Source organism: Geodermatophilus sp. URMC 65, assembly GCF_053502545.1.
The window spans coordinates 3,749,193-3,775,763 of sequence record NZ_CP199954.1; the positions used below are offsets into that span (position 1 = coordinate 3,749,193).

Here is a 26,571-nt window from a genome sequence, read left to right on the forward strand (position 1 = left end):
CCCGTCCGGACTCCTCTGACGTAGGGACGTGCAGAGCATGAGCATCCAGGCTGCGGAGTCGGCCAACCCGCTGCTCCCCCCGGTGGGGGAGATCATCATCGGGACGATCACCTTCGCGATCGCCTTCTTCGTCCTGGCCAGGTTCGTCTGGCCGCGGTTCGAGCAGGTCTTCCGGGCCCGTCGCGAGGCGATCGAGGGCGGCATCGAGCGGGCCGAGACGATGCAGGCCGAGGCCAAGGCGGCGCTGGAGCAGTACCGCGCCCAGCTGGCCGAGGCACGCACCGAGGCCGCGCAGATCCGCGACCAGGCCCGTGCCGAGGGCCAGCAGATCCTCGAGGAGCTGCGGGCCCAGGCGCAGGAGGAGTCGGCGCGGATCATCGCCCGCGGCGAGGAGCAGCTGGCGGCCTCGCGGCAGCAGGTCGTGAACCAGCTGCGCGGCGAGATCGGCGCGCTCGCGGTCGACCTGGCCGGCCGCGTGGTCGGCGAGTCCCTCGAGGACCAGGCGCGTCGCAGCGGCACCGTCGACCGGTTCCTCGACCAGCTCGACGGCATGGCCGCCGGCGCCTCGCCGGACGGCCGGGGCGGTGCCACCGGCAGTTCCGTGTACGCGCAGGGCGACCGCTGATGGATGCCTCCAGCCGCGCGGCGCTCGCGGTCGTCCGGGAACGGCTGGACGAGATCACCCGGCCGGCCTCCGGTCTGCTGGAGCGGGCGCGCGATCGCCTGACCGGCCAGGAGCGGGCCGCGACCCCCGAGGAGCTCGCGGCCCTGGCCGACGAGCTGTTCGCCGTCGCGCGCCTGCTCGACGGTCAGGTCGCGGTGCGCCGGGCGCTGTCGGACCCGTCGGGCAGCCCGACGGACCGGGCCGGCGTCGCGCGGCGGCTGCTGTCCGGCCGGGTCTCGGAGGCCACGCTGGACCTGGTCGAGACCGCGGCCCGGCAGCGCTGGTCGCGGCCGCTGGACCTGGTGGAGGCGACCGAGACCCTGGCCACGGACGCCGCGCTGGACGCCGCGGACGCCCGCGGTGAGCTCGACGGCGTCGAGGACGAGCTGTTCCGCTTCGGGCGTATCGTCGGGGGGGATGCGGAACTGTCCCGGATCCTCAGCGACCGCACCGCTCCGGCCGCCGGCAAGACCGCGCTGCTGGACCGGCTGCTCGCGGGCCGGGTCAGCCCGATCACCGCGATGCTGCTGCGCAACCACCTCACCGGGCGGACCATCGGCAACGCCGAGAACGTCGTGGAGCGCCTCTCCGAGGCGGCCTCGACCCGTCGCGGTCAGTCGGTGGCACACGTGACGACCGCCGTGGCGCTGACCGACGCGCAGGAGCGCCGGCTGGCCGAGCTCCTCGGCCGCCTCTACCACCGCCCGATCGGGCTGCAGGTGACCGTCGACCCGAGCGTGCTCGGTGGCCTGGTCATCCGCGTCGGTGACGAGGTCATCGACGGCAGCATCGCCCACCGTCTCGAGGCCGCCGGCCGACGGCTCGTCGGCTGACCCGGCTCCCACCCAGACACCACCCCGCAGGGAAGAGGACACCACGCCATGGCCGAGCTGACGATCTCCGCTGACGAGATCCGCAGTGCCATCCAGAACTACGTCACCGAGTACTCGCCCGACGTGTCGCGAGAAGAGGTCGGCATCGTCACCGAGGCCGGCGACGGCATCGCCCGCGTCGAGGGCCTGCCCTCGGTCATGACCAACGAGCTGCTCGAGTTCGAGAGCGGCGTCCGCGGCCTGGCGCTGAACCTCGACGTCCGCGAGGTCGGCGTCGTCGTCCTCGGCGACTACGCCGGCATCGAGGAGGGCCAGCAGGTCCGCCGGACCGGCGAGGTCCTCTCCGTGCCGGTCGGCGACGGCTACCTCGGCCGTGTGGTCGACCCGCTGGGCAACCCGATCGACGGCGCCGGCCCGATCGCCACCACCGCCCGCCGGGCGCTGGAGCTGCAGGCCCCGACCGTCGTCCAGCGGCAGTCGGTGCACGAGCCGATGCAGACCGGCATCAAGGCCATCGACGCCATGACGCCGATCGGCCGCGGCCAGCGCCAGCTCGTCATCGGTGACCGGCAGACCGGCAAGACCGCGATCGTCACCGACACGATCATCAACCAGAAGCAGGCCTGGGCCACGGGTGACCCGAGCCAGCAGGTGCGCTGCATCTACGTCGCCGTCGGCCAGAAGGGCTCGACGATCGCGGCCATCCGCGCCTCCCTCGAGGAGGCCGGTGCGATGGAGTACACGACGATCGTCGCCGCCCCGGCGTCGGAGGCCGCAGGCTTCAAGTACATCGCCCCCTACACCGGCTCGGCCATCGGGCAGCACTGGATGTACGAGGGCAAGCACGTCCTGATCGTGTTCGACGACCTGTCCAAGCAGGCCGAGGCCTACCGCGCGGTCTCGCTGCTGCTGCGCCGTCCGCCGGGCCGCGAGGCCTACCCCGGCGACGTCTTCTACCTCCACTCCCGGCTGCTGGAGCGCTGCGCCAAGCTCTCCGACGACCTGGGCGCCGGCTCGATGACGGGTCTGCCGCTGGTCGAGACCAAGGGCAACGACGTGTCGGCCTACATCCCGACCAACGTCATCTCGATCACCGACGGGCAGATCTTCCTCGAGACGGGTCTGTTCAACTCCGGGGTCCGCCCGGCCATCAACGTCGGCATCTCGGTGTCCCGCGTCGGTGGCTCGGCCCAGATCAAGGCGATGAAGTCCGTCGCCGGCCGGCTGCGGCTGGACCTGGCCCAGTACCGCGAGCTCGAGGCCTTCGCCTCGTTCTCCTCCGACCTCGACGCCTCCAGCCGGGCCACGCTCGAGCGCGGTCAGCGGCTGGTCGAGCTGCTCAAGCAGGGCCAGTACCAGCCCTACCCGGTGGAGCGCGAGGTCGTCTCCATCTGGCTGGGCACCACCGGCAAGCTGGACAAGGTCCCGGTGCCGGAGGTGCGTCGCTTCGAGCGCGAGTTCCTCGACTACGTCGCCCGCAACCACGGCGGCGTCTTCGACGGGATCCGGCAGAGCAAGGCGCTCGGCGACGACGCCGTCCAGGGCCTGGAGCGGGCCGTCGAGGACTTCTACGGCCAGTTCCAGACCACCGAGGGCGGCACGCTGCGGATCCACGAGGACGAGGCCGAGGCGATGGACGCGTCCGAGCGCGGCCAGGAGCGCGTCCAGGTCAAGCGGAGCGCCTGACCGTGGCCAGCAACCTCCGCGCGCTGCGGCGCCGCATCCGCTCCACGAAGTCGACGAAGAAGATCTTCTCGGCGCAGGAGCTGATCGCCGGCGCCCGCATCGTGCGCGCCCAGGCCCGGGTGGAGGCGTCCAAGCCCTACGCCCGGGAGATCACCCGGGTGCTGTCCGCCCTGGCGTCGTCCGCGTCGCTGGACCACCCGCTGCTGACGGAACGGCAGGATGCGCGCCGGGCGGCGGTGCTCGTGATCACCTCCGACCGCGGCTTCGCCGGCTCGTACAACGTCAACGTGCTCCGCCGCACCGAGGAGCTGCTCTCGCTGCTCCGCCAGGAGGGCAAGGAGCCGGTCCTGTACGTGGTGGGCCGGAAGGGGGAGACCTACTACTCCTTCCGCGACCGGGAGATGGCCGAGACCTTCACCGGGTTCTCCGAGCAGCCGGGGTACGCCGACGCCCAGCGCGTCGGTGAGGCGCTCATCGCGACCTTCACCGCCGGCATGGACGACGACGAGACCGGTGCCGGTGCCGACGGCGTCCTCGGTGTGGACGAGCTGCACATCGTGTACACCGAGTTCCGGTCGCTGCTCGCGCAGATCCCGGTCGCCAAGCGGATGGCCCCGCTGGAGGTCGAGGAGGTCGAGGAGTTCGACTACGAGCGGGAGGATCGGGAGAGCGGCGTCACCACCGGCGACTCCGGCGTCCCCACCTCCTACGAGTTCGAGCCCTCGCCCGACGCCCTCCTCGACGCCCTGCTGCCGAAGTACGTGACGACGCGGATCTTCGCGGCGATGCTGGAGTCGGCGGCGTCGGAGTCGGCGTCGCGGCGACGGGCCATGAAGTCGGCCTCGGACAACGCCGAGGAGCTGGCGAAGAACCTCTCGCGGCAGGCGAACCAAGCTCGCCAGGCCGAGATCACCCAGGAGATCAGTGAGATCGTCGGCGGTGCGGACGCGCTGGTGTCCGCGGGCGCCGACGACTGACCCCACCCCCGCCGCTCCCGCGGCAGGGACACCGAAGACGCGGATCACGCAAGGCCGAGGGCAGGAGAGCAGTACAGATGACCGTCACCGAGGACCGTCCGACCACCCAGACGACCGGCCGCGTCGTCCGGGTCACCGGGCCGGTCGTCGACGTCGAGTTCCCGCGCGACGCGATGCCCGACCTGTTCAACGCCCTGCAGGTCGAGGTCACCCTCGCCGACCTGGGCAAGACGCTGACCCTCGAGGTCGCCCAGCACCTGGGTGACAACGTGGTCCGCACCATCTCCATGCAGCCCACCGACGGTCTGGTCCGGGGCGCCGAGGTCCGGGACACCGGCTCGGCGATCTCCGTGCCCGTCGGTGACATCACCACCGGCCACGTGTGGAACGCCCTCGGCCAGTGCCTGGACACCCCCGGCTACGGCGCCGACGCCCCGCGCTGGGAGATCCACCGGCACGCGCCGCGGTTCGACCAGCTCGAGGGCCGCACCGAGATGCTGGAGACCGGCATCAAGGTCATCGACCTGCTGACCCCCTATGTGGCCGGCGGGAAGATCGGCCTGTTCGGTGGCGCCGGTGTGGGCAAGACGGTGCTCATCCAGGAGATGATCCGTCGCGTCGCCCAGGAGTTCGGTGGCGTGTCGGTGTTCGCCGGCGTCGGCGAGCGCACCCGTGAGGGCAACGACCTCATCACCGAGATGACCGAGTCCGGCGTCATCGAGTCCACCGCGCTGGTCTTCGGCCAGATGGACGAGCCGCCGGGCACCCGGCTGCGCGTCGCGCTCTCCGCGCTGACGATGGCGGAGTACTTCCGCGACGAGCAGAACCAGGACGTGCTGCTCTTCATCGACAACATCTTCCGGTTCACCCAGGCCGGGTCCGAGGTCTCCACGCTGCTGGGCCGCATGCCCTCCGCCGTGGGTTACCAGCCGACCCTGGCCGACGAGATGGGCGAGCTGCAGGAGCGGATCACCTCGACGCGGGGTCACTCCATCACCTCGCTGCAGGCGATCTACGTGCCCGCCGACGACATCACCGACCCGGCGCCGCACACCACGTTCGCCCACCTCGACGCGACGACGGTGCTCAGCCGGCCGATCTCGGAGAAGGGCATCTACCCGGCCGTGGACCCGCTGGACTCCACCAGCCGGATCCTCGACCCGCAGTACGTCGGGCAGGAGCACTACGCGATCGCCCAGACGGTGAAGCAGGTGCTGCAGCGCTACCAGGAGCTGCAGGACATCATCGCCATCCTCGGCATCGACGAGCTCTCCGAGGAGGACAAGGTCACGGTCAACCGGGCCCGGCGCGTCGAGCGCTTCCTCTCGCAGAACATGTTCGTCGCCGAGGCCTTCACCGGTCAGCCGGGCTCGTTCGTGCCGGTGTCGGAGACGCTGCAGGCGTTCAAGGCGATCACCGACGGCGACTACGACAACGTGCCGGAGCAGGCCTTCTTCATGTGCGGTGGCCTCGAGGACCTCGAGCGCAACGCCGACAAGCTGAAGCGCGCCTGACAGCGGACCACCCTTCCCCCCGCGCCTCGTCGAAGGACCCCGTCCTCCCCACCCCTCGCACGCTCGGGGCGGGACCCTCGACGGGGTCAGCGGGACCCTGGAGGGTGGCCGCCCCGACCTCCAGGACGGCCGGGTCCCCAACGGGACCCGGCCGTTCCGTGTTTCCGGGCGGTGCGGCGGGTAGCCCCGGCGCGGTGGCCCGGACGGGTGGTGTGGTGCGGGTCGCTTCAAGGGCTCCTCGCCCTGTGCCGATCTCGTGCGAGGACGCCTGGACCAGCTGGGCGGCGATCGGGAGAGAGCACGTGGACGGCATCACCGGGACGCGGGTGGACGGCGCCGACTGGAGCTGGCCGCCGTCCGCGGCGGTGCCCTACGTCGGCGGGCGGCAGTTCCACACCGAGGACTGGGCGCCGGCCTCGACCGTGCGCCGTCCTTGGGTGCGCGTGGGCCGCTGGACCCTGCTGTACCGCCGCTGCGCCTGAGGGAGGACTTCACCTCCGCACGGGGTGTGCCGGACGGGGCCTTGGCGGGGACGGCGCGGACGCGGCGGATAGAGTGTGCCCGACCCGTCGCCGTGTCCACCCCGGACGTGGTGACCCGTACCGCCGGCCGGTGGACCCCGAGGAGTGTCGTGGCGACCCTGCATGTCGAGTTGGTGGCCGTCGAGCGGATGATCTGGTCCGGCGAGGCCAACATGGTCGTGGCCCGCACGACCGAGGGTGAGCTCGGCGTCCTGCCCGGGCACGCGCCACTGCTGGGCCAGCTCGCCGAGGGCGGCGTCGTCACCGTCCGCACCGTCGAGGGCGAGGACATGGTCGTCGCGGCCCACGGCGGCTTCCTGTCGGTGACCGACCGCGGTGTCTCCATCCTCGCCGAGACCGCGGAGATCTCCTCCGAGATCGACGTCGAGCGGGCCCGCGAGGCGCTGCGCCGCGCGGAGGAGGCCGGCGACGACCCCGACGCCCTCGCCGCCGCCAGGCGCGCCCAGTCGCGACTGCGCGCCGCCGGTCAGGACGCCTGAGCCTCCCGCCGCCCGCCTGACCGTCCGGCGCCCCCGATGACGACCGAACTGCTCCTCCTGGTCGCGGTGGGGGTCCTCGTCGGACTGGTCGTCGCCTTCCTGCTGCGCCGCCGCTTTCTGCTCTCCGGGCTCGGTGCCGTCACCATGTGGCTGCGCTCGGCCGGCTCGCCGCGCTGGTCGGTGGGCGTGGCCTGGTACGGCGGCGACTCGCTGCTCTGGTACCGGGCGCTGTCGCTGTCGGTGCGCCCGGAGCAGCGGCTGTGCCGTGCCGAGTTCCGGGTGCAGGGACGGCGCCGCGCGGATGCCGGGGACGTCGCCCTCCCCGACGACGTCGTCGTCCTCTCCTGCACCACCGCGGCCGGCCCCCGCGAGCTGGCCATGGACCCCTCGACCGTGACGGGTTTCCTCTCCTGGGTGGAGTCCGCGCCGCCCGTGCGCTGAAGGAGGACTCCCATGCCCCCCACCGCTCGCGGGCTCGCGGCGGGACCCTGCAAGGGGGCCGCCGTCACTCGGACGGCGGCCGCGCGGCGCGCTGGGCGTGCGCCCCGCTGTGCGCGCCCGGCTCCCACAGCACGTCGCCGCCGGGGTTGGCCACCCGGGCGAGGATGAACACCAGGTCCGAGAGCCGGTTGAGGTAGCGCGCGGTCTCGGCGTTGGTGTGCTCGGCGTCGGCCTCCAGCAGCGCCCACACGCTGCGCTCGGCCCGCCGGGTCACGACGCGGGCCTGGTGCAGCAGCGCGGCCAGCGGCGTGCCTCCGGGCAGGATGAAGCTGGTCAGCTTCGGCAGCTCGGCGTTGTACGTGTCGCAGGCCGCCTCCAGCCGCTCGGTGTAGGCGGCGGTCACCCGCAGCGGCGGGTACTGCGGGTCCGGCGTGACCGGGGTGGACAGGTCCGCGCCGACGTCGAACAGGTCGTTCTGCACGCTGCGCAGCAGCTCGGTCAGCTCCGGGGTCGGCGACCCGAGGGCCAGCGCCACGCCGAGCACGCTGTTGGCCTCGTCGACGTCGGCGTAGGCGACCAGGCGCGGGTCGGTCTTGGCCACCCGGCTCATGTCCCCGAGGTGCGTCTGGCCGGCGTCGCCGGTCTTCGTGTAGATGCGGGTCAGCCGGACGGTCATGTCCGGAGCCTAGAAGAAGGACCCCGCTGCCCCCCGCTCGCAGGCTCGCGGCGGGGACCCTGCAGCGGGGCCATAGGGTGACTGCGTGGAGTGCTTCGAGGTCACCGGCGGCACGGCCCTGAGCGGACGGGTGCGGGTCACCGGCGCCAAGAACAGCGCCCTCAAGCTCATGGCCGCCGCGCTGCTCGCCGCCGGGCGGACCACCATCGACGAGGTCCCCGACATCCTCGACGTGGCGATCATGAGCGAGGTGCTGCGCCGGCTGGGCTGCGAGGTCACCTACGAGCGGCACGCCCACGGCGGTGGCGGCCGGCTGGTGGTCGACGTCCCCGACAAGCCCTCGACGGAGACCGACTACGACCTGGTCCGCCGGATGCGGGCGTCGATCAGCGTGCTGGGCCCGCTCGTCGCCCGGTGCGGGTCGGCCAAGGTGGCGCTGCCCGGGGGCGACGCGATCGGCTCGCGCGGGCTGGACATGCACATCTCCGGCCTGGAGCGGCTCGGCGCCACCATCCACAGCGAGCACGGTTTCCTGGTGGCTGCCGCCCCGCGCCTCACCGGCACCTCGATCTGGCTGGACTTCCCGTCGGTCGGCGCCACCGAGAACCTGGTCATGGCCGCGGTGCTCGCCGAGGGGACGACGGTCATCGACAACGCCGCCCGCGAGCCGGAGATCGTCGACCTCTGCGCGATGCTCACCGCGATGGGCGCGCAGATCGACGGCGCGGGCACCTCGACCATCACCGTCGACGGCGTGCCGGCGCTGCACCCGGTCACCTACACGACCGTGCCCGACCGGATCGTCGCCGGCACCTGGGCCATCGGGGCGGTGATGACCCGCGGGGACGTCGTCATCGAGCGGGCCGTCGCTGACCACCTCACCGTGGCGCTGGCCAAGCTCAGCGACGCCGGTGCGCAGGTCGAGCCGCTGCCCGACGGGCTGCGGGTCGCGATGGACGGCCGCCCGCGCTGCGTGGACGTCGTCACGCTGCCCTACCCGGGCTTCCCGACCGACCTCCAGCCGATGGCGGTCGCGCTGGCCGCCGTCTCCACGGGGACGGCGCTGATCACCGAGAACGTGTTCGAGGGCCGGTTCATGTTCGTCAACGAACTGGTCCGGCTGGGCGCCTCGGTGCGCACCGACGGCCACCACGCCGTCGTCCGGGGCCGGGAGCGGCTCTCCAGCGCGCCGGTGCTCGCCACCGACATCCGCGCCGGCGCCGGGCTGGTGCTGGCCGGGCTGGTCTCCGACGGCGTCACCGAGGTGCAGGACGTGCACCACGTCGACCGCGGCTACCCCGACTTCGTCGAGCAGCTGCGCGGTCTGGGCGCCCACATCGAGCGGGTGCAGCGCCCCGACTAGCCGGACCCACGGCGCGCCGGCCCGTCCCGGCCCCGTCCCGAGGCTCGCGCCGAGCCTGCGAGGCGTGAGGAGGACGGGTCCTTCTGCTGAGCCTGCGGAGGGTGGGGAGGACGGGCTCCTCTGTCAACCTGGGCGGAAGGACGAGGCCAGCACGCGGGCGCGGTCGGCGTCCTCCGGGAAGACGAGCACCTCCGCGCGGTGCGCCCCGGCGGAGCGCACCGTCGAGCGGATCCCCGCGTCGGAGAGCACCGCGCGCAGCGCCATCGCCGACTCCCGCCGGGACAGCGTGGCGATCCGGGTGAGCAGACCGTCGTCGGCAGGGGGACGACGGCGCGGTTCGCTCCGGAACGCCCACCGCAGGAACAGCGCGAGCACGGCGATGACCGCGAACGCGATCACCGGGCCCGCCAGGTAGTGCGTGCCGGCCACCGGTGCCATCGCAGTCCTCCTCTCGGCGCCTGCGAGTGTGCCACCCGGGGACACCCCGAGGGGTCGCTTCTACTGGCGGGTAACACCCCTACACTCCGCTGGCATGTCGTTCCCGCACATGCCGAAGGAGCGCGACCGCCCCTGGGTCATGCGCACCTACGCCGGCCACTCCTCGCCGGCCGAGTCCAACGCCCTGTACCGGCGCAACCTCGCCAAGGGGCAGACCGGCCTGTCGGTGGCGTTCGACCTGCCGACGCAGACCGGCTACGACCCCGACGACGAGCTCTCCGTCGGTGAGGTCGGCAAGGTCGGCGTGCCGGTGACCCACATCGGCGACATGCGGTCGCTCTTCGACGGCATCCCGCTCGACGAGATGAACACGTCGATGACGATCAACGCGACGGCGATGTGGCTGCTGGCGCTCTACCAGGCGGTCGCCGAGGAGCACGGTCACGACGTCGGCAAGCTCGCCGGGACGACGCAGAACGACATCATCAAGGAGTACCTGTCGCGGGGGACCCACGTCTTCCCGCCCGGGCCCTCGATGCGGCTGATCACCGACATGGTCGCCTACACGGTGTCGGTGATGCCGAGGTGGAACCCGATCAACATCTGCAGCTACCACCTGCAGGAGGCCGGGGCGACGCCGGTGCAGGAGATCGCCTACGCGACGAGCACCGCGATCGCCGTCCTGGACTCGGTGCGCGACTCCGGCCAGGTGCCGCAGGAGCGCTTCAGCGAGGTCGTCGCGCGCATCTCCTTCTTCGTCAACGCGGGCGTCCGCTTCGTCGAGGAGATGTGCAAGATGCGGGCGTTCACCCGGCTGTGGGACGAGCTGACCCTCCAGCGCTACGGCGTCGAGCGCCCCGAGCACCGCCGCTTCCGCTACGGCGTCCAGGTCAACTCCCTCGGCCTGACCGAGGCGCAGCCGGAGAACAACGTCCAGCGGATCGTGCTGGAGATGCTCGCGGTCACCCTGTCCAAGGACGCCCGCGCCCGCGCCGTGCAGCTGCCGGCCTGGAACGAGGCGCTGGGCCTGCCCCGGCCCTGGGACCAGCAGTGGTCGCTGCGGCTGCAGCAGGTGCTGGCCTACGAGACCGACCTGCTCGAGTACGACGACCTGTTCACCGGCTCGGTAGTCGTGGAGCAGAAGGTCGCCGAGCTGGTCGAGGGCGCCCGCGCGGAGATCGCCCGGGTGCAGGAGATGGGCGGCGCGGTGGCCGCCGTCGAGTCCGGCTACATGAAGGGCCAGCTCGTCGCCTCGCTCGCCGAGCGGCGCCGCCGGATGGAGAGCGGGGACGACGTCGTCGTCGGCGTGAACCGGTTCGAGAGCACCGAGCCCAACCCACTGCTCGCCGACCTCGACGCGGCGATCCAGGTGGTCGACCCGGCCGCGGAGGCGGCGGCCTGCGCGTCCGTGCTGACGTGGCGGGCCGAGCGCGACCCCGAGCCGGTGCAGAAGGCGCTGGAGCGGCTGCGCCGGGTCGCCGGCACCGACGAGAACCTGATGGACGCCACCCTCGAGTGCGCCCGCGCCGGCGTGACGACGGGGGAGTGGGCCGGCGTGCTGCGCGAGGTCTTCGGCGAGTACCGGGCCCCCACCGGCGTCGCCGCGGCCGCCGGAGGTGGCGAGGCCGACGCGACGCTGGCCGACGTCCGGGAGCGGGTGCGCGCCACGGGCGAGGAGCTGGGCGGGCGGCTGCGCTTCCTGGTCGGCAAGCCCGGCCTGGACGGGCACTCCAACGGCGCCGAGCAGGTCGCCGTCCGTGCGCGCGACGCCGGCTTCGAGGTGGTCTACCAGGGCATCCGGCTGACCCCGGCGCAGATCGTCAGCGCCGCGGTCGAGGAGGACGTGCACGTCGTCGGGCTGTCGGTGCTCTCCGGCTCGCACCTGCAGGTGGTGCCGGCGGTGCTGCGCGGGTTGCGCGAGGCCGGCCTGGACGACGTCCCGGTGGTCGTCGGCGGCATCGTGCCCGACAGCGACGCCCGCCGGCTGCGCGAGCAGGGCGTGGCCCGCGTCTTCACGCCCAAGGACTTCGGGCTGACCGAGATCATGGGCCAGATCGTCGACGTGGTCCGCGAGGCCAACGGCCTCGAGGAGCGGTAGGAGGACGCTCCGGGCTCCCCTCGCAGGCTCGGGGACGCCGAGGAGGGGCCGCTGCGCTCACACGCGGCTCGGGAGCCCGAGGCGGACGTCGTCCACACCGGGGGAGAACAGGACGCTCACCGGAGGACCGGGCGCCGCGGGCATCCCCGCCGCGGCCAGCGGGTCACCGGCGAGGTCGACGAGCTCGGCGGTCCGCAGCGGCCACGGTGGGTGCGCCACCGGCAGGTGGACGGTGCGGCCGGCGACCCGCGTGTGCAGGCCCCAGCGGTCGGTCACGAACCGCTCCAGCGGACCCGCGGCCAGCGGGGCCCCGACGCGCAGGACGATCCGCAGGTGCCGGCCGGCGACCACGACGTACAGGTCGTCGTCGCGTTGCACGCGGGTGTGCGACCACACGTACGGCAGGCGGGTGAGGGCCCGCGCCGCCAGCACGGGCAGCAGCCGCTCGGCGTCCATGCGCAGGAAGACGACGCTGCGCCGCCCGCGCCCGTCCACGGCGTACAGCCGCACGTTGACCTCGGCGAAGGACCCCGCCAACTGCAGCGCGGGGCCGGCCCCGGGAGCCGTGCGCGTGATCCGCAGCGACACCACGCCGGCATAGGTCACGCCCGCCAGCACGTCCGGCCGGGTGCCCGGCGGCAGCAGACGGGCGGCGACGGCCGGGTCGAGGGGCCAGTGCAGGAAGGCGACGTCCCGCCAGGTCTGGCGCAGCAGGGCCGGCCGGACGTCGTCCGGCGGCGTCAGCGGCGGCAACCCGGGGTCCACGTCAGCCCAACGGGACGGCGACGCCCTCGGTGGCGCTGCGGCGGGCGGCGTCGAGCACCCGGGCGGTGGCGACGGCGTCCCGCGGGTCGACCGGCACCGGCCCCTGCCCGCGGACGGCGGCGGCGAAGGCCGGGTAGAAGCTGTCCCACCGGCCGCGCTCGGTGGGCACCACCACGCCCTCGTCGCCGCGGCGCAGCCGGCCCCACCGCTCCTGCGGCTCGGCGCCCCAGCGCTCGCCCAGCGTCGCCGGCGTCTGCCCGGCCAGCAGCGCGGCCTCCTGCCCGTCCATCGGCCCCCCGACGGCGTAGGCGCCCTCGGTACCGCTGACCCGGAAGCGGTCGCCGGGCGCGCCCTGGCTCCAGCTGCCCCACAGGTGCGAGCGGGCGCCCCCGGCGTGGGTGAGCGCGACGAAGACGTCGTCGTCCAGGCCCGACTCACGCACCCGCCACTCGGCGTAGACGCTCGTCACCGGGCCGAGCAGCACCAGCGCCTGGTCGACCAGGTGGCTGCCGAAGTCCAGCAGCGTGCCGCCGCCCGCGGCCGGCGGGCCCGGTTCGGGCTCGAACCGCTCGAAGCGCGACTCGAAGCGGGTCACCGTGCCGAGCCGGCCGGCGTCCGCCAGCGCCCGGACGGTGCGGAAGTCGGAGTCCCACCGGCGGTTCTGGTACGGCGCCAGCGCCAGTCGGCGGGCCGCGGCCAGCTGCACCGTCCCCTCCGCGGCCGGGGCGTCCAGCGCGAAGGGCTTGTCGCAGACCACGGCGAGGTCCAGACCCAGTGCCTGCTCGGCCAGCGGGGTGTGCGTGTCCGCCGGGGTGGAGATCGCCACCGCCTCGGCGCCGGCGTCGGCCAGCTCCTCGAGCGAGCCGAAGGTGCGCAGGCCGGGGTGCTCGGCGGCGACCTGCGCCCGCCGCTCGGCCGACGTCGTCACCACGCCGAGCAGGTCGACCTCCGGCGCGGCCGCCAGCAGGGGTGCGTGGAAGTACCGGCCGCCGAAGCCGTAGCCCGTCAGTCCGAAGCGCACGGGGTCCATGCCGCGATCCTGCCCTGTCCGGGTCCGCGCGCGTGGCGCCGGAGCCGGTCGCGTGACACGGGCAACGCGGGGTGTCGTCTCGTGTGTGGATCGTGACCCCCAGCCGCTACGGTCCCGCGCGTGCAGAGCCCCCGTCTCGCCGTGGCCGACCCCGACCGCCTCGCCGCGATCGCCAGCTACCGGCTCGGCGGCCACGTCGGCGACGCCGACCTCGATGCCGTGGTGGCCTACATGGCCCGCGCTCTGCACGCGCCCATCGCGGTGATCAACCTCGTCGGTCCGGACCTGCAGTGCTTCCCCGCCGAGATCGGCGCCGGCGTGCCGTTCTCGACCGTACCCGACGAGCTGTCGTTCTGCGCCCACGTGGTGGCGATGCGGGAGCCGCTGGAGGTGACCGACGCGCTCGCGCACCCGGTGTTCGCCGAGAACCCGGGGGTGGCGGCCGGTGCGATCCGCGCCTACCTCGGCGTCCCCCTGATCGACGAGGACGGCTTCGTCCTCGGCTCGCTGGGGGTCTTCGACGACGACGTCCGCTCCTTCTCCGGGGACGACCTCGACGTCCTGCAGATCCAGGTCCGCCTCGTGCGCAGCGTGCTCTCCCTGCGGCGCCAGGTCACGGCACACCGGTGGGACGCCCGACTCCTGGTGTCCCAGGGGCGGGTGCTCGAGGCCGTCGCCATCGGCGCGCCGCTGGACGAGGTCCTCGACCTGCTCTCCACCGCGGTGCGCGACCTGGCGCCGGACGCCGACGCCGAGCAGGAGCGGGTCCTGGCCGAGATCGTCGACCGGCTGACCACCGTGGCCACCGACGCCGACGGGTGGCGCCGGGCCCTCACCCGGGTGGCCCAGCAGGACCCGCTGACCGGCCTGGCCAACCGTGCCCACCTCCTCGACGCTGGCCGGGCCGCGCTGATCGGCGGCGGTGCGGTCCTCTTCATCGACGTCGACCACTTCAAGGAGGTCAACGACCGCGGTGGGCACGCCGTGGGGGACCAGGTGCTCGTCCGCCTCGCCGAGCGCCTCCGCACGTACCTGGAGGAGGTGCCCGGCGCGGTGTTCGGGCGGCTCGGCGGCGACGAGTTCGCCGCCGTCCTGCCCGGCGTGGACCGGGGGGCGGCGACGACGCTCGGGCAGCGCCTCGTCCTCGCGCTGGTGGACGACGTCGCGGTCGGACGCCGCCACGTGCGGGTCTCGGCGAGCATCGGGCTGGCCATGGCCCCACCCGGCACACCGTTCGAGGAGGCCCTGCAGGAGGCCGACCAGGCCATGTACGGCGCCAAGGAGGGGGGCCGTGGGCGGTTGCACGGCGCGCCCCTGCCGGTCCAGAGGTCGGCTAGCGTCGGCCCATGACTGCAGAGGGCGCACCCCTGGTCGAGCGGGACGGCGACGTCGTCACCCTCACGATGTGCCGGCCGGCCAAGCGCAACGCGCTCTCCCGGGACCACCTGACCCAGCTGCTGGGTGCCGTGACGGCGGTGGGGGAGAGCGACGCGGCCGGGTTGGTGATCGCGGCGGAGGGGCCGGTGTTCAGCGCCGGCCACGACTTCGCCGACGTCGCCGGCCGGCCGGTTCCCGAGGTGCGCAGCCTGCTGCAGCTGTGCACCGAGCTCATGCAGACGCTGCACGACCTCCCGCAGGTGGTGCTCGCCAGGGTGCACGCGCTGGCCACCGCGGCCGGCTGCCAGCTGGTGGCCTCGTGCGATCTGGCCGTGGCCGCCGAGTCGGCCGGCTTCGCCGCGCCCGGCGGCAAGGGCGGCTGGTTCTGCCACACGCCGATGGTCGCCATCGCCCGGGACATCGGCCGCAAGCGGGCCATGGAGCTGGCGCTCACCGGCGACGTCATCGACGCGGCCACCGCGCTGGACTGGGGGCTGGTCAACCGGGTGGTGCCCGACGCCGAGCTCGACGCCGCCGTCGCCGACCTCATGGCCCGGGCCACCCGCGGGTCGCGGGCGAGCAAGGCGTGGGGCAAGCAGACGATGCACGCCCAGCTCGGCCGGCCCGAGCGGGACGCCTACACCACCGCGGTCGAGGTGATGGCCGCCGCCAGCCAGCTCCCCGGCGCGGTCGAGGGCATGTCGGCGTTCCTGGAGAAGCGACGCCCGGTCTGGTCCGACTGAAGGAGGACCTCCCTTCCCCCACGCCTCGCAGGCTCGGCGCGGGCCCCTGAAGGGAGGCCGTTCCAGACTCGGGGACGGCGAGGAGCGGGCTGCGCCGGTGAGAGTGCACACAGGGGGGATGGGACGACGCCGGGCACGCCTTGTCCTCTGACGTGCGCGACAGGTGGGACCTCACCCGGCGGCGTGCGCTCGACTTCGGACGGATGACGGCCGACTCCTGAGCGCTCGCACGCTCCGACGTCCCCTCCACACCGTCCCCGGAAGGCACTTCCGTGCTCGCTCGTCTCCGCCGCGTCCCGTTCGCGGCGCAGGTCCTCCTCGCCCTCGTGCTGGGCGTCGCCCTCGGGCTCGTCGCCCGGGACATGGGTCCCGTCGCCGACGGGACGCCGAACTGGCTGACCAGCACCCTCCAGACCGTCGGCAGCACCTTCGTCACGCTGCTCAAGGTCCTCGTCCCGCCGCTGATCGTCACCGCGGTGATCGTCAGCATCGCCAACCTCCGGCAGGTCTCCAACGCCGCCCGCCTGGCCGGACAGACGCTGCTGTGGTTCGCGATCACCGCACTCATCGCGGTCTCCCTCGGCATCGGCCTCGGGCTGCTCACCCAGCCGGGCCGCAACAGCTCCGTGGACGCCGCCGCCCAGGCCGCGCCCGAGACCACGGGTTCCTGGTGGGACTTCCTCACCGGGCTGGTGCCCGCCAACATCCTCGGCCTGCAGTCCTCGGCCGACGACGGCCTGTCCTTCAACGTGCTCCAGCTGATCGTGCTGGCCGTCGCGGTCGGTGTGGCCGCCCTGAAGGTGGGGGAGCCCGCCGAGCCGTTCCTGGCGCTGACCCGCTCGGCGCTGGCGGTCGTGCAGAAGCTGCTGTGGTGGGTCATCCTGCTCGCCCCGATCGGCACCGTCGGTCTGATCGGCAACGCCGTGGCCAGCTACGGCTGGGAGTCGCTGGGCTCGCTCGGCGTCTTCGCCGGGTCGGTGTACGTCGGCCTCGCGCTGGTGCTCTTCGTCGTCTACCCGGTGCTGCTGCGGTTGCACGGCCTCTCGCCGCTGCGGTACTTCGCCGGCGCGTGGCCGGCCATCCAGCTGGCCTTCGTGTCCCGCTCCTCGATCGGCACCCTGCCGGTGACCGAGCGGGTGACCGAGCAGAACCTCGGGGTGCCGCGGTCCTACGCGTCCTTCGCCGTCCCGCTGGGCGCCACCACGAAGATGGACGGCTGCGCGGCGATCTACCCGGCGCTGTCCGCGATCTTCGTGGCGCAGTTCTTCGGTGTCGACCTCGGCCTCACCGACTACCTGCTGATCGCGCTGGTCTCGGTCGTCGGCTCGGCGGCCACGGCCGGGGTGACCGGCGCGGTGGTCATGCTGACGCTGACCCTCTCCACGCTGGGCCTGCCGCTGGCCGGCGTCGGCCTGCTGCTGGCAATCGACCCGATCCTGGACATGGGCCGGACCGCGGTGAACGTCGCCGGTCAGGCGCTGGTCCCGACGATCGTCGCCAAGCGCGAGGGCATCCTCGACGTGGACCGGTACCGGTCGACCTCCACGGTCGACCCGGTGGCCCGGGTCGAGGTGGACGACGACCTGCGTCAGCCCGTGACGGCCTAGGAGAGGGCCCCGTCCTCCCCACCCTCCGCACGCTCAGGGCGGGGCCGGGACGGGGCCACGGCCCGGCCCTCCCGTCCGGAGGAGCCGGGCCTGCGTCGTCTCAGCGGGCCCTGAGGTCGGCGCAGCCGGTCTCGTGCGGCAGCAACGGGCGCAGGGTGAGCGACCACCGGCTGCCGTCCCCGGCGACCCACGGCGTGAGCGTGGTCGCCGACGCGGCCGCGGCCAGGACGGCGTCCGCCTCGGCACCCCGGGCGACGACGCAGGACAGGTCCGCCCCGCCGGTCAGCGGCCCGCCGGGGAGGCGCTCGCCGGGCAGCGCGGGGCCGGGCCAGGCCGTCTCCGGTTGCAGCAGCGCGGGGTCGGTGGGCGGCGTCCACGGTCCGGCGACGGCCGCCACCGCCGTGGCCGCGTAGGGCTCCGGGCCGGTGGCGCCGAGCGGCTCGGGCGAGGTGAGCACCTCGAGCAGACCGCGCAGCTCGCCGCGTGCCGCCTCCTGCTCCAGGGTGAGCCCGCTGTCGTCGGGCAGCTCGAACAGCGCCGGGACCTCGCGCACCGACGTCCCCGCGTCGGTGACGAGGGTGAAGCGGGTCGCCGGGGCGTCGGCGACCGGGGGCGAGCCCAGGTCGGCGGTGTCCGTCACGCCGGCCGTGACGGCGCGGTCGACGACGGTCTGCACCCCCTCCGCGTCGAGCTGCCACACCTGCAGGGAGGGCAGCGCGGGCGGCGGGTACACCTCGATCTGCGCCCCCGGCGCCACGACCCGGCCGTCGCCGTAGACGGCGACGAGCGGCACCCGGGCGGCCAGCGCCGCGGGCGTGGTGAACCCGCCGACGTGCTCCACCTCGAGCACCAGCCGACCCGGCCCGTCGGGGACGGGCGCCGGCGGGGGAGCCGCCGCGTCGCGGCCGGTGTCCCCGGCGCACCCGGCCACCAGCACGAGCGCGGCCAGGACGGCGGTCAGCGGAGCGCGTCTCACCTGGTCAGGATGCCGTGCCACCGCGGGGACCCCCGGCGTCCCCGGCCCGTCGTTGCCGGTTCGGTACCGTCGGTCCCCGTGCGCCTGGTCATCGCCCGCTGCTCGGTCGACTACGTGGGGCGGCTGACCGCCCACCTGCCCATGGCGCCGCGGCTGCTGCTCGTCAAGGCCGACGGCTCGGTCTCCGTGCACGCCGACGACCGCGCCTACAAGCCGCTGAACTGGATGACCCCGCCGTGCTCGTTCAAGGACGAGCTGGTCAGTGGTCCTGATGGGGCCTCCGGCACCTGGACGGTCACCAACAAGGCCGGCGAGCAGCTGATCATCACCATCGAGTCGGTCGAGCACGACAGCTCCCACGAGCTCGGCGTCGACCCGGGCCTGCAGAAGGACGGCGTCGAGGCCGAGCTGCAGCGGCTGCTCGCCCTGCACGTGGAGACCTTCGGGCAGGGGTGGTCGCTGGTGCGCCGTGAGTACCCGACCGCAATCGGTCCGGTGGACCTGCTCTGCCGGGACGCCGACGGTGCCACCGTGGCCGTCGAGGTCAAGCGGCGCGGCGAGATCGACGGCGTGGAGCAGCTGACCCGCTACCTCGAGCTGCTCAACCGCGACCCGCTGCTCGCGCCGGTGCGCGGGGTGTTCGCCGCGCAGGAGATCAAGCCGCAGGCGCGGGTGCTCGCCGGCGACCGCGGCATCGAGTGCCTGACCGTCGACTACGCCGTCCTCAAGGGCACCGACGACCCCACGCAGCGGCTGTTCTGAGAGAGGACCCCTCTGCAGGGGACGCCCGGCCTACCGGCCGGTAGCGGGCGCGAGCGGTCCGAGTGGGAGACTGCCCCCGATCGGGGACGGGGTGCCCGGGGCCGGGTACCGGCGCAGAGGAGAGGGCAGCGTGGCCAGAGAACTGACCGAGGTCGGCGTGGTGGGGCTGGGCACGATGGGCGCCGGCATCGCCGAGGTCCTCGCCCGGGCGGGCCTGTCGGTGACCGCCGTGGACGTCGACGAGGCAGCCGTGGCCCGCGGGCGGGAGCACCTGGAGCACTCCACCGGGCGAGCGGTCCAGCGCGGCAAGCTCGACCCCGCCGACCGTGACGCCATCCTCGGCCGGATCCGGTTCGCCACGTCGCTGGAGGACCTCGCGCAGGCCGAGCTGGTGATCGAGGCCGTGCCGGAGCGGCTGGAGCTCAAGCGCGACATCTTCGCCGCGCTCGACAAGATCTGCCCGCCGGACACCATCCTGGCCACCAACACCTCGAGCCTGTCGGTCACCGAGATCTCGGTGGCCACCGGGCGGCCGGGCAAGGTCATCGGGATGCACTTCTTCAACCCGGCACCGGTCATGAAGCTGGTCGAGGTCGTGCGCACCGTCGTCACCGAGCCGTCGGTGATCGAGGACGTCGAGGCGCTGGCCGAGCGGCTGGGCAAGGTCGACGTCACCATCGGCGACAAGGCCGGCTTCATCGCCAACGCGCTGCTGTTCGGCTACCTCAACCACGCGGTCGCCATGTACGAGCACCGCTACGCCAGCCGTGAGGACATCGACGCGGCCATGCGGCTGGGCTGCGGCCTGCCGATGGGCCCGCTGGCGCTCATGGACCTCATCGGCATCGACACCGCCTACGAGATCCTCGAGACGATGTACCGGCAGTCCCGCGACCGGCTGCACGCGCCCAGCCCGATCATCAAGCAGATGATGACCGCGGGTCTGCTGGGCCGGAAGACCGGCCGCGGCTTCTACACCTACGCCGGCCGGGACTCCGCCGAGGTCGTGCCCGACGCGCACACCCCGGTCGAGGGCGGGGCCGCCGAGGGCGCCCGCGAGGTCTCCACGGTGGGCGTCGTCGGCTCCGGGACGATGGCCACCGGCATCGTCGAGGTCGCTGCCAGGGGTGGCTACGACGTCCGCTTCGTCGCCCGCTCGCCGGAGAAGGTCGAGGCGGTGCACCGGGAGCTGGCGAGGTCGCTGGAGAAGCAGGTCCAGCGCGGCCGGCTCGACGAGGCCACGCGCGACGAGGTGCTCGCGCGGGTCAGCGGGACGACGGTCCTCGACGAGCTCGCCGACCGCGACCTGGTCATCGAGGCCGTCGTCGAGTCGCTGCCGGTCAAGGAGGCGCTGTTCGCCAACCTCGGCGAGATCGCCAAGCCCGGCGCGGTGCTGGCCACCACGACCTCGAGCCTGCCGGTCATCGAGTGCGCCAAGGCCAGCGGTCGGCCGGAGGACGTCGTCGGCATGCACTTCTTCAACCCGGCCCAGGTGATGAAGCTGGTGGAGGTCGTCTCCACCATCTCGACCGCCCCCGACGTGGCCGCGACGGCGCACGCGGTGTGCCAGCGGCTGGGCAAGCACGCCGTCTCCTGCTCCGACCGGGCCGGGTTCATCGTCAACGCGCTGCTGTTCCCCTACCTCAACGACGCGGTGAAGATGCTCGAGGCGCACTACGCGACCGCCGACGACATCGACGCCGCCATGAAGGTCGGCTGCGGCTACCCGATGGGCCCGTTCGAGCTGCTGGACGTCGTCGGCCTGGACGTGTCCCTGGCCATCGAGCGGGAGCTCTACACCGAGTTCCGCGAGCCGGGCTTCGCGCCCGCCCCGCTGCTCGAGCACCTGGTCACCGCCGGGTACCTGGGCCGCAAGACCGGCCGCGGGTTCCGGGACCATGCCGCCCGTGACATGGCGCGCCGCTGACCCGGTGTCCCGCCGCAGCGGTCGGAGGGGGTCGCGGCCTGCGGGCCGCGACCCCCTGCGCCGTCCCGAGATGGTGGAGGAGGCGGCGGACGGCGACTGGGTGGTGCGCCGGCTCACCGGGGCCGCGAGCGGCAAGAGCTACCGCTGCCCGGGCTGCGACCAGGAGATCCGCCCCGCGACGCCGCACCTGGTGACCTGGCCGGCCTACCCGCGCGACTCCGACCTCGACCCCTGGGACACCGACTCGGCCGCCGACCTGCGCCGGCACTGGCACACGACCTGCTGGTCGGCCCGGGGCCACCGCCGCTGAAGAAGGACCTCCCTGCCCCCCACCGCTCGCAGTAGAAGGACCCCGTCCTCCCCACCCCTCGCAAGCTCAGGGCGGGACCCGGGACGGGGCCGTGGCATCAGGTCAGCCGGGCGAAGACGACGACGTTGTCCGCGTAGCTGCGTGCCGACCGGTCGAAGTCGCCGCCGCAGGTGATCAGCCGCAGTTCCGCCCGCGGCGTCGGTCCGTAGACCGCCTCGGTCGGGAAGTCGTCCTTCGGGTACCGGCCGACCCCGGTCACCGTGAAGCGGGCCGTCGTCCCGTCCGCGCGGTCGACGAGCACCTCGTCGCCGGGCGCGAGGTCGCGCAGGCGGGAGAAGACCGCCGGCCCGTCGACCGAGTCCACGTGCCCGGCGACCACCGCGGGGCCGACGTCGCCCGGGACGGCGCCGCCGGCGAACCACCCGGCCCGGGCGAAGTCGTCCGGGGGCACCAGGACCCCAGAGGCGTCGGTGCCCAGCCGCAGCAGCTCGCTGTCCACCCCGATCGCCGGCACGCGCACGCGCACGGGCGCCGCCGACGTCTCGTCCGTGCCGGCCTCGGCGACCACCGGGGCGGGGACGGTCGCGGCGGGCGGCGCTCCTGCGGCTGCCGGTGCGGGCCCGCCGGGGGAGAGCAGCGCCACCGCACCGGCGAGGACCGCGGTGCCGGCGACCAGCCCCCGGGCCAGCGGCAGCACCGGCCGCCGCGTCGGCCGGTGGCGGCACACCGGCCGGGCCTCAGCGCCGCGCGGCACCACGCCGCGACCGCGAGGCCAGCAGCAGGCCGGTCAGGACGGTGAGGCCGACGGCGCCGCCCACGACGCCGGGCTCCAGTTGGGCGGATGCGGTGCCCCCGGCGCCGGTCTCCACGCCGCCGGTCGGGACGACACCGGAGCCTGCGGCGTCCAGGACCGTGCGCACGGTCAGCCCGCCCTCGGGCCGGTCCAGGACGAACAGGCTGTACACCGAGCCCGGGGCCAGCTCCAGTGGCAGCTCGGTCTGCTCGCCGTCCACGGTCACCTGCAGCGGACCGCCGTCACCAGGCACGCTGGTGTAGTCGCCGGCCTCGGCGAAGGCCAGGTCGGTGGCGAGGTCGGTGCCGCCCGCGGAGGCGTCCAGCGTCGGTGCGTTGGCCGCGGCCGAGACGACCCGTACCCGTGCCCGGCCCGACGGCGGGAGGGCGAGGTCGTCCTCGAGCACCTCCAGGCCCAGGTCGGCGAAGCGGCCCACGCCGGCGACGGTGCGCGCGCTGTCGGGGCCGACCTGCACGGTGGTGGAGAGCACCGGCGGGGTGGCCGGGTCGGCGCCGGCCTGGCGCATGCTGACGGTGTACACGCCCTCGGGCACGTCCTGGTAGCCGGAGATCGTGCCGTAGCCGACCCCGGGCACGGTGAGCAGCGCCGTCCCGTCGCCGGGGTCGGAGACCGAGTCGACGTAGACGTCGACGGCCGGGGTGTCGGGGGACAGGTGGGCCAGGCGCAGCAGGCCGGTCTCGGCGGCGCCGGCCGCGGGCGGGGCGGCGAGCACCGTCCCGGCGGTCACGGCGGCGACGGCCAGCACGCGGGTCCAGCGGTCCACGGTTCCTCCAGCGGGTGCGCGAGCGGGCCGGTGTGCCGGTCCGGCGTCCATTCGCGCACCCTTCGCGACTCCTGTCCAACCGAGAGTCACGGGGAGACCTCGGTCACCAGCCCGTCGGGGTCGGAGGCGTAACGGTGGGACAGCCGGACGCCGCCCCCGGTCACCTCGACGGAGTCGGGGGCGAACGGTGGCAGCTGCGCGTCCAGCCAGGTCGTCAGCGCCGCCGTGGCGGGTTCCCCGGACCCGACGGGGGCGCCGCCGACGGCCCTGAGCAGCACGCTGCGGGCCGGACCCTCGGCGCCGTCGTCCCGCGGGAAGGCGGCCACGTCGACGCCCTCCCGGGCGGTCAGCACGGCCAGCAGCGACAGCAGGCGCATGTCGACGTCGGCCGACCGCAGCACCGCGGCGGCCTCCTCGGAGGCGTGCGTGGTGGGGTTGGCCAGCATCGCCTCGGCCAGCGCCCGCCGCCGCTCGAGCTCCTCGGCCGTCGGGGCGCCGGGGGAGGGGTCGACGACGGTGAGCCCGTCGAAGCGGGCGACGACCCGGCTGCCGGGCCGCGGCTCCCCGCCGGTCACGGTGAGCACCACGTCGTCGGGGCCGGTCGGCTCCTCGGTGGCCACCAGGTCGTCGGGGACGCCGGCCGCCAGGAGGTCGCCGCGGACGTCGTCCTGCGGCCGCAACCGTGCGCCGTCGGGCAGCTCGCGGGCGGCCCAGCCCAGGAGCTCCCCGGCGGGCCCGTCCGGCGCCGGGGACGCCGAGGGGGTGGTCGTCGTCCCGGGGGTGGGAGGCAGGGTCGGGCCCACGCCGGGGCGGCCGCCGTCGGCGGACGGCCGGTCCGCCGGGTCGTCCCCGAGGACCAGGGCGAGGACCGCCGCACCGAGCACCGCGAGCAGCGCGACGCCGACGACGACCACGCCGGTGCTGCCCTGCACGAGGGCGCCGAGCCGCCCCCCGGACGGGGACCGGTGCCGGGGAGGATGGCCCTCGTTCAGCGCCGGCCGGGCGGAACGGTCTGGCTGCCGGTGTCGGCGTCGTCGGGTGTGACGGCCGGCTGCACGAGCGTGGGCGGGTCGACCCGCGGCGGCGCGGAGGCGGCGGCCGTGCTCCCGGTGGGCACCGGGTGCAGCTGCTGGGTCGTCTCCGAGTCGGGGTCGACCTGCTGGGTGGGAGCGTCGGCCGCCGGGGTGACGGCCGGCTGCGTCGGCGGCGCCGGCGGCCGGGTGGGCTGCCGGGCCGCGGCGGCCTCGCCGTTGCCCGTCGTCGGCGGGGCGACCGGCCGCTGCGCCGGCTGGGGTCCCGTCGTGGGCCGCACCACCGGCTGCTGGGCCGTGACCGGCCCGACCGGCTGCGGCTGGCGCTGCTCCTCGGGGGCCGACCCGGGCTGGGCCTGCGGGACGCGAGGGGTCGGCTGCGGACGGGCCGGCGCGGGCGGCCGGGGGCCGGCCTGCGGCTGGGGACGCCGGTCGCCGAGGTCGGGCAGCCGCTCGAGCAGCGAGCGCGCCTCGAGCAGCCGGCCGGTGAGCTCGTCGCGCACCGCACGGACGGCGGCCGCGGCGGCCTCGGCCTCGCTGACCAGCCGGGCGGCGTGCTCCTCGGCCGCGGCGACCCGCTGGCGGGCGGCCTCGGCGGAGGAGCGGTCGCGCTCCTCGTCCTGCCGGGCGGCCTCCTGGCGGCGCGCCCGCTGGGCGATCTCGAAGTCCTCCTCGACCTTGGCCCGCCGGGCCTGGGACTCGGCGTCGAGCCGGGCGACCTTCTCCTGGGCCTTGGCAACCAGCTCGTCGGCGCGGATCTGCGCCTTGCTGGCGATCTGCTCGGCGTTCTGCCGGGCCTCGGCGATCATCCGGTCGACCTCGGCCTGGCCGGCGGCGTGCCGCTCGTGCATCGCCCGTTCCTCGGCGGCGGTGTGCTCCCGCAGCGCCTGGGCCTCCTGCTCGGCCGAGCGCCGGATCTCCGCGGCCTCCTCCTCGGCCAGCCGCAGCATGTGCTGGATGCGCTCGCTGATGTTCTCGAAGGTGGCCGGACCGGAGGACGCGGCCTTGCGCCGCAGCTGGTCGATCTCCCCGTGCAGCGCCGAGAGCTGGCCGGCCAGGTCGGCCGAGCGGCTCATCGCTGCGTCGCGGTCGGCCAGGGCCACCTGGATGTCGGCCTCGAGGCGCTCGATCGTCTCGGCCACCTGGTGCCGGTCGTAGCCCCGGAGCACCACGTCGAACGAGTGCTGGGCCTCGCGCATCGGCAGCATGTCGCGGCGGGGATCGGTCATGCGGTCATCCTCGCAGAGTCGGCGGGTGGGCCCGGCGTGTCGCCGGGCCCACCCCTGCAGGGTGCCAGCACCGCGCGCTGCCGTGCCACGTGCCGGCGCCCCGCAACGAACCGGGCGGCCTCCCCGCAGGGTCCCGCCGCGAGCGCGCGAGCGGTGGGGGCGGGGAGGTCCTTCTTCAGACGCCCCGGAACCGGTTGATCGCGGTGAGGTGCTCCTCCCGCTTCTCGGCGTCCTTGACGCCCAGACCCTCCTCCGGGGCGAGGGTCAGCACGCCGACCTTGCCCTGGTGACAGTTGTGGTGGACGTCGCAGGCCGCCTGCCCGACCTGGTCCATCGGGTAGACCTTCGACAGCGTGGGGTGGACGAGGCCCTTGTCGATGAGCCGGTTGGCCTCCCACGCCTCCTTGTAGTTGGCGAAGTGGCTGCCGACGATCCGCTTGAGGTTCATCCACAGGTAGCGGTTGTCGTACTGGTGCAGGTACCCGCTGGTGGAGGCGCAGGTGACGATCGTGCCGCCCTTCTTGGCGACGTAGACGCTGGCGCCGAAGGTCTCGCGGCCCGGGTGCTCGAAGACGATGTCGACGTCGTCCCCGCCGGTCAGCTCGCGGATCCGCTTGCCGAACCGCTGCCACTCCCTGGGGTCCTGGGTCTGCTCGTCCTTCCAGAAGCGGTAGCCCTCGGCCGAGCGGTCGATGACCAGCTCGGCGCCCATCGAGCGGACGATGGCGGCCTTCTCCGGGCTGGAGACCACGCAGACGGGGATGGCGCCGCCGTTGAGGGCCATCTGGGTGGCGTACGAGCCCAGGCCGCCCGAGGCGCCCCAGATCAGCACGACGTCGCCCTGCTTCATGTCCGCGCCGTTGCGGCTGACCAGCTGCCGGTAGGCGGTGGAGTTGACCAGCCCCGGCGCGGCGGCCTCCTCCCAGGACAGGTGTGCGGGCTTGGGCAGCAGCTGGTTGCTCTTGACCAGGGCCAGCTCGGCCAGCCCGCCGAAGTTGGTCTCGAAGCCCCAGATCCGCTGCTGCGGGTCCAGCATCGTGTCGTCGTGACCGGCCGGGTCCTCCAGCTCCACCGACAGGCAGTGCGCGACCACCTCGTCGCCGGGCTTCCACCGGTGCACCCCCGGGCCGGTGCGCAGCACGACACCGGCGAGGTCGGAGCCGACCACGTGGTAGGGCAGGTCGTGCCGCTTGGCCAGGTCGTGCAGGCGCCCGTAGCGCTCGAGGAACCCGAAGGTCGACACCGGCTCGAAGATCGACGTCCAGACGGTGTTGTAGTTCACCGAGGACGCCATGACGGCCACGATCGCCTCGCCCGGGCCGAGCTCCGGGGTGGCCACCTGCTCCACGTGCAGCGACTTGCGCGGGTCCTTCTCCCTGGTGGGCAGGCCGGCGAACATGTCCTGCTCGTCCTTGCGGACCAGCACGGCCCGGTAGGACTCCGGCACCGGCAGCCCGGCGAGGGCGTCCAGCTGGTCGGCGAGGATGGCGTCCCTGATGTCGTTCACGCGGTCTCCCGGGTCTCCG

Annotated in this window: 26 protein-coding genes; 16 read left to right on the plus strand and 10 right to left on the minus strand. The window is 74.1% G+C overall.

Going from position 1 to position 26,571, the window contains the following annotated elements; all coding sequences use genetic code 11:
• Positions 1 to 37: 37 nt before the first annotated feature.
• The 8 genes from ACWIX7_RS18225 to ACWIX7_RS18260 all read left to right on the plus strand — a co-directional run bounded on the left by ACWIX7_RS18225 (position 38) and on the right by ACWIX7_RS18260 (position 7,136).
• On the plus strand, positions 38 to 625 hold the full coding sequence (locus ACWIX7_RS18225; RefSeq protein ID WP_448617830.1) for a F0F1 ATP synthase subunit B: 588 nt from the start codon (positions 38 to 40) through the stop codon (positions 623 to 625).
• Positions 625 to 1,497 carry a F0F1 ATP synthase subunit delta gene (locus ACWIX7_RS18230; protein ID WP_448617831.1) on the plus strand — a complete coding sequence of 291 codons (873 nt, stop codon included), beginning with the start codon at positions 625 to 627 and terminating at the stop codon, positions 1,495 to 1,497. Before ACWIX7_RS18225 ends, ACWIX7_RS18230 begins: the two co-directional genes overlap by 1 nt.
• A 48-nt stretch (positions 1,498 to 1,545) precedes the next feature.
• Complete coding sequence (gene atpA, locus ACWIX7_RS18235; RefSeq protein WP_448617832.1) at positions 1,546 to 3,183, plus strand: F0F1 ATP synthase subunit alpha; 1,638 nt, start codon at positions 1,546 to 1,548, stop codon at positions 3,181 to 3,183.
• A gap of 2 nt (positions 3,184 to 3,185) precedes the next feature.
• The gene (locus ACWIX7_RS18240) at positions 3,186 to 4,160 is read left to right on the plus strand and encodes a F0F1 ATP synthase subunit gamma (RefSeq protein ID WP_448617833.1); all 975 of its coding nucleotides are present in this window, start codon (positions 3,186 to 3,188) and stop codon (positions 4,158 to 4,160) included.
• Positions 4,161 to 4,237: 77 nt separating this feature from the next.
• Positions 4,238 to 5,674 carry a F0F1 ATP synthase subunit beta gene (atpD, locus tag ACWIX7_RS18245; protein WP_448617834.1) on the plus strand — a complete coding sequence of 479 codons (1,437 nt, stop codon included), beginning with the start codon at positions 4,238 to 4,240 and terminating at the stop codon, positions 5,672 to 5,674.
• 302 nt (positions 5,675 to 5,976) lie between these two features.
• Positions 5,977 to 6,156 carry a hypothetical protein gene (locus ACWIX7_RS18250; protein WP_091212685.1) on the plus strand — a complete coding sequence of 60 codons (180 nt, stop codon included), beginning with the start codon at positions 5,977 to 5,979 and terminating at the stop codon, positions 6,154 to 6,156.
• Positions 6,157 to 6,305: 149 nt separating this feature from the next.
• Positions 6,306 to 6,695 carry a F0F1 ATP synthase subunit epsilon gene (locus tag ACWIX7_RS18255; protein WP_091212683.1) on the plus strand — a complete coding sequence of 130 codons (390 nt, stop codon included), beginning with the start codon at positions 6,306 to 6,308 and terminating at the stop codon, positions 6,693 to 6,695.
• Positions 6,696 to 6,731: 36 nt separating this feature from the next.
• Positions 6,732 to 7,136 carry a DUF2550 domain-containing protein gene (locus ACWIX7_RS18260; RefSeq protein ID WP_448617835.1) on the plus strand — a complete coding sequence of 135 codons (405 nt, stop codon included), beginning with the start codon at positions 6,732 to 6,734 and terminating at the stop codon, positions 7,134 to 7,136.
• Between the two features lie 64 nt (positions 7,137 to 7,200).
• Here ACWIX7_RS18260 and ACWIX7_RS18265 read toward each other — a convergent pair whose 3' ends face one another.
• Entirely contained in the window at positions 7,201 to 7,812 is a 612-nt protein-coding gene (locus tag ACWIX7_RS18265) for a cob(I)yrinic acid a,c-diamide adenosyltransferase (protein WP_448617836.1), read from the minus strand.
• Between the two features lie 85 nt (positions 7,813 to 7,897).
• On the opposite strand from ACWIX7_RS18265, the gene murA reads away from it, so the two are divergent.
• On the plus strand, positions 7,898 to 9,175 hold the full coding sequence (gene murA, locus ACWIX7_RS18270) for a UDP-N-acetylglucosamine 1-carboxyvinyltransferase (RefSeq protein WP_448617837.1): 1,278 nt from the start codon (positions 7,898 to 7,900) through the stop codon (positions 9,173 to 9,175).
• A gap of 123 nt (positions 9,176 to 9,298) precedes the next feature.
• Here the strand turns inward: murA and ACWIX7_RS18275 are convergent, their stop codons facing one another.
• Positions 9,299 to 9,613: a hypothetical protein gene (locus ACWIX7_RS18275; protein ID WP_448617838.1), complete on the minus strand. Its 315-nt coding sequence runs from the start codon at positions 9,611 to 9,613 to the stop codon at positions 9,299 to 9,301.
• Between the two features lie 94 nt (positions 9,614 to 9,707).
• Here ACWIX7_RS18275 and ACWIX7_RS18280 point away from each other — a divergent pair, with 94 nt between their 5' ends.
• Positions 9,708 to 11,711, plus strand: a complete 2,004-nt coding sequence (locus ACWIX7_RS18280; protein ID WP_448617839.1) for a protein meaA — start codon at positions 9,708 to 9,710, stop codon at positions 11,709 to 11,711.
• 57 nt (positions 11,712 to 11,768) lie between these two features.
• On the opposite strand, the gene ACWIX7_RS18285 is transcribed toward ACWIX7_RS18280, so the two are convergent.
• Together ACWIX7_RS18285 and ACWIX7_RS18290 are read right to left on the minus strand one after the other, a co-directional pair.
• Entirely contained in the window at positions 11,769 to 12,476 is a 708-nt protein-coding gene (locus tag ACWIX7_RS18285; RefSeq protein WP_448617840.1) for a YqjF family protein, read from the minus strand.
• A 1-nt stretch (position 12,477) separates the two neighbouring features.
• Positions 12,478 to 13,506 carry a Gfo/Idh/MocA family protein gene (locus tag ACWIX7_RS18290; protein ID WP_448617841.1) on the minus strand — a complete coding sequence of 343 codons (1,029 nt, stop codon included), beginning with the start codon at positions 13,504 to 13,506 and terminating at the stop codon, positions 12,478 to 12,480.
• A 120-nt stretch (positions 13,507 to 13,626) separates the two neighbouring features.
• Between ACWIX7_RS18290 and ACWIX7_RS18295 the strand changes: the two genes are divergently transcribed.
• The 3 genes from ACWIX7_RS18295 (at position 13,627) to ACWIX7_RS18305 (ending at position 17,233) form a co-directional block, all read left to right on the plus strand.
• Entirely contained in the window at positions 13,627 to 14,856 is a 1,230-nt protein-coding gene (locus ACWIX7_RS18295) for a diguanylate cyclase domain-containing protein (protein WP_448617842.1), read from the plus strand.
• Positions 14,853 to 15,626 (plus strand): enoyl-CoA hydratase-related protein, encoded by a 774-nt coding sequence (locus ACWIX7_RS18300; protein WP_448617843.1) that lies wholly within the window; start codon positions 14,853 to 14,855, stop codon positions 15,624 to 15,626. Before ACWIX7_RS18295 ends, ACWIX7_RS18300 begins: the two co-directional genes overlap by 4 nt.
• Positions 15,627 to 15,898: 272 nt before the next feature.
• On the plus strand, positions 15,899 to 17,233 hold the full coding sequence (locus ACWIX7_RS18305) for a dicarboxylate/amino acid:cation symporter (protein WP_448617844.1): 1,335 nt from the start codon (positions 15,899 to 15,901) through the stop codon (positions 17,231 to 17,233).
• 100 nt (positions 17,234 to 17,333) lie between these two features.
• On the opposite strand, the gene ACWIX7_RS18310 is transcribed toward ACWIX7_RS18305, so the two are convergent.
• Positions 17,334 to 18,209: a hypothetical protein gene (locus tag ACWIX7_RS18310; protein WP_448617845.1), complete on the minus strand. Its 876-nt coding sequence runs from the start codon at positions 18,207 to 18,209 to the stop codon at positions 17,334 to 17,336.
• Positions 18,210 to 18,287: 78 nt separating this feature from the next.
• Between ACWIX7_RS18310 and nucS the strand changes: the two genes are divergently transcribed.
• The 3 genes from nucS to ACWIX7_RS18325 all read left to right on the plus strand — a co-directional run bounded on the left by nucS (position 18,288) and on the right by ACWIX7_RS18325 (position 21,208).
• Positions 18,288 to 18,971 (plus strand): endonuclease NucS, encoded by a 684-nt coding sequence (nucS, locus tag ACWIX7_RS18315; RefSeq protein WP_091212650.1) that lies wholly within the window; start codon positions 18,288 to 18,290, stop codon positions 18,969 to 18,971.
• 130 nt (positions 18,972 to 19,101) lie between these two features.
• On the plus strand, positions 19,102 to 20,898 hold the full coding sequence (locus ACWIX7_RS18320) for a 3-hydroxyacyl-CoA dehydrogenase family protein (protein WP_448617846.1): 1,797 nt from the start codon (positions 19,102 to 19,104) through the stop codon (positions 20,896 to 20,898).
• A gap of 70 nt (positions 20,899 to 20,968) precedes the next feature.
• Entirely contained in the window at positions 20,969 to 21,208 is a 240-nt protein-coding gene (locus ACWIX7_RS18325; protein ID WP_448617847.1) for a hypothetical protein, read from the plus strand.
• 97 nt (positions 21,209 to 21,305) lie between these two features.
• Here the strand turns inward: ACWIX7_RS18325 and ACWIX7_RS18330 are convergent, their stop codons facing one another.
• The 5 genes from ACWIX7_RS18330 to ccrA all read right to left on the minus strand — a co-directional run bounded on the left by ACWIX7_RS18330 (position 21,306) and on the right by ccrA (position 26,552).
• Positions 21,306 to 21,962, minus strand: coding sequence for a class F sortase (locus tag ACWIX7_RS18330; protein WP_448617848.1), 657 nt, complete (start codon positions 21,960 to 21,962; stop codon positions 21,306 to 21,308).
• Positions 21,946 to 22,785, minus strand: a complete 840-nt coding sequence (locus ACWIX7_RS18335) for a DUF4397 domain-containing protein (RefSeq protein WP_448617849.1) — start codon at positions 22,783 to 22,785, stop codon at positions 21,946 to 21,948. The genes ACWIX7_RS18330 and ACWIX7_RS18335 overlap by 17 nt, the downstream gene beginning before the upstream one ends.
• Positions 22,786 to 22,871: 86 nt before the next feature.
• The gene (locus tag ACWIX7_RS18340) at positions 22,872 to 23,717 is read right to left on the minus strand and encodes a hypothetical protein (RefSeq protein WP_448617850.1); all 846 of its coding nucleotides are present in this window, start codon (positions 23,715 to 23,717) and stop codon (positions 22,872 to 22,874) included.
• 56 nt (positions 23,718 to 23,773) lie between these two features.
• On the minus strand, positions 23,774 to 25,045 hold the full coding sequence (locus tag ACWIX7_RS18345; protein WP_448617851.1) for a hypothetical protein: 1,272 nt from the start codon (positions 25,043 to 25,045) through the stop codon (positions 23,774 to 23,776).
• 175 nt (positions 25,046 to 25,220) lie between these two features.
• Positions 25,221 to 26,552 (minus strand): crotonyl-CoA carboxylase/reductase, encoded by a 1,332-nt coding sequence (ccrA, locus tag ACWIX7_RS18350; protein ID WP_448617852.1) that lies wholly within the window; start codon positions 26,550 to 26,552, stop codon positions 25,221 to 25,223.
• Positions 26,553 to 26,571 lie beyond the last annotated feature (19 nt).